At 56.5% G+C, this 1,252-nt stretch carries 1 protein-coding gene; it reads right to left on the bottom strand.

The window, feature by feature from the left end; all coding sequences use genetic code 11:
- Positions 1-95: 95 nt before the first annotated feature.
- On the bottom strand, positions 96-1,252 hold a 1,157-nt coding region (locus tag L692_RS0126115), incomplete at its 5' end, for a CPBP family intramembrane glutamic endopeptidase (protein WP_025702835.1).

Genomic DNA, 1,252 nt, shown 5'->3' with positions numbered 1-1,252 from the left:
CAGCCCGAGAGCCGATGCTCCCGGGCTGCTGCCATATGATTTAACTCGATTACCCGCCAAGTGAGCGTCCGTTAAGTTTCTCCATGCCCGGGCCGTTATACGATTTGCCCCGGTTCCGGATTTGGGCCGGGCTCCGGCCCAAGGTCCGGGGATTGCGGCTGACGCTCCTTGCCCGGCGGATTGAACAGATACACAATGTAGCCGACGAGCAGCGGCATAATAATCGTGATGCTGCCTGCGATCACATTCACCGGCTCCCGCATGAAGATCAGGGGAATACCCATCAGAACGCTGTCGAACACGACATGGCTGAACATGGCGGCGATGAAGCCGTAGCGCAGAAAAATATAGCTGAACAGCAGGCCGATCACCGTCAGCTCAATCGGGCGGGAGCTGATCGGATAGATCGGATAGAGCGTATGCCCGAACGCCCAGATGACGGTCGTGATCAGGCTGGCGAGCAGGGTGCTGCGCACGATTTTTTTCAGCATCCGGATGCCGAACAGACGGTAGACCGCCTCCTCGGATAATCCGGCCAGCCAGGCGACGATCGGCAGCAGCCAGGCATAGCGCATATTGTAGGGCGACTGGGAAGAGTCCGTCGTTGACCAGTTATGGAGCGTGTACTGTAAAATAACAAACATCAGCGTTTGCACGCCGAGCAGCACGAACGCCCAGACATAACCGGCGTAGACGCTGCTCTTGACGTATTGGCCATAGCCTGGTTCTTTGGCGCGGGGCCAGGGATTCAGCCCTTCCTCCTTGCGCCACAAGCCGTTTCCGCCGACGAGAGAGAAATAGAGCAGCGCGGACATCAGCAGACTGTACAGCGCATAGATGATGAACATGACGACGGACGTGATCCTGTCAACCGAGGACGTGCCGGACGTTTCGGGCAGCATGTTGTAGGTGCTGATCATCATAATGACAAAGTGGGCGATACTTAAAAAGACGCCGCGCGCAAAAGAAGTGTGTTTCCGGCGGAGAATACTGTAGATTAACGCCAGAACGCCAAGCGCAAAAGTAGGCAGCCCGTAACCGAACAGTGTAAAGCGGGTGGCGCTCTTCACTTGCGATTCTACATAGTCGGTATGCCACTCCGGTGCAGTAAATCCGGGCTTGAAGTACGAGACTTTTCCTTCGCTAAACTTGAAAGCATATTGCAGCGGGACTTCTCCCACTTTGACCGAGCTGTCGGTGTAGACCAGCCCGTATTGCCCCGGGGAGGGGTTCTCCTTCAGCCGGGAGAGGT

Source organism: Paenibacillus forsythiae T98, from assembly GCF_000520735.1.
In the GTDB taxonomy this organism is placed as follows: Bacteria; Bacillota; Bacilli; order Paenibacillales; family Paenibacillaceae; genus Paenibacillus_AQ; species Paenibacillus_AQ forsythiae.
This window is presented reverse-complemented; position numbering and strand designations above follow the sequence as displayed.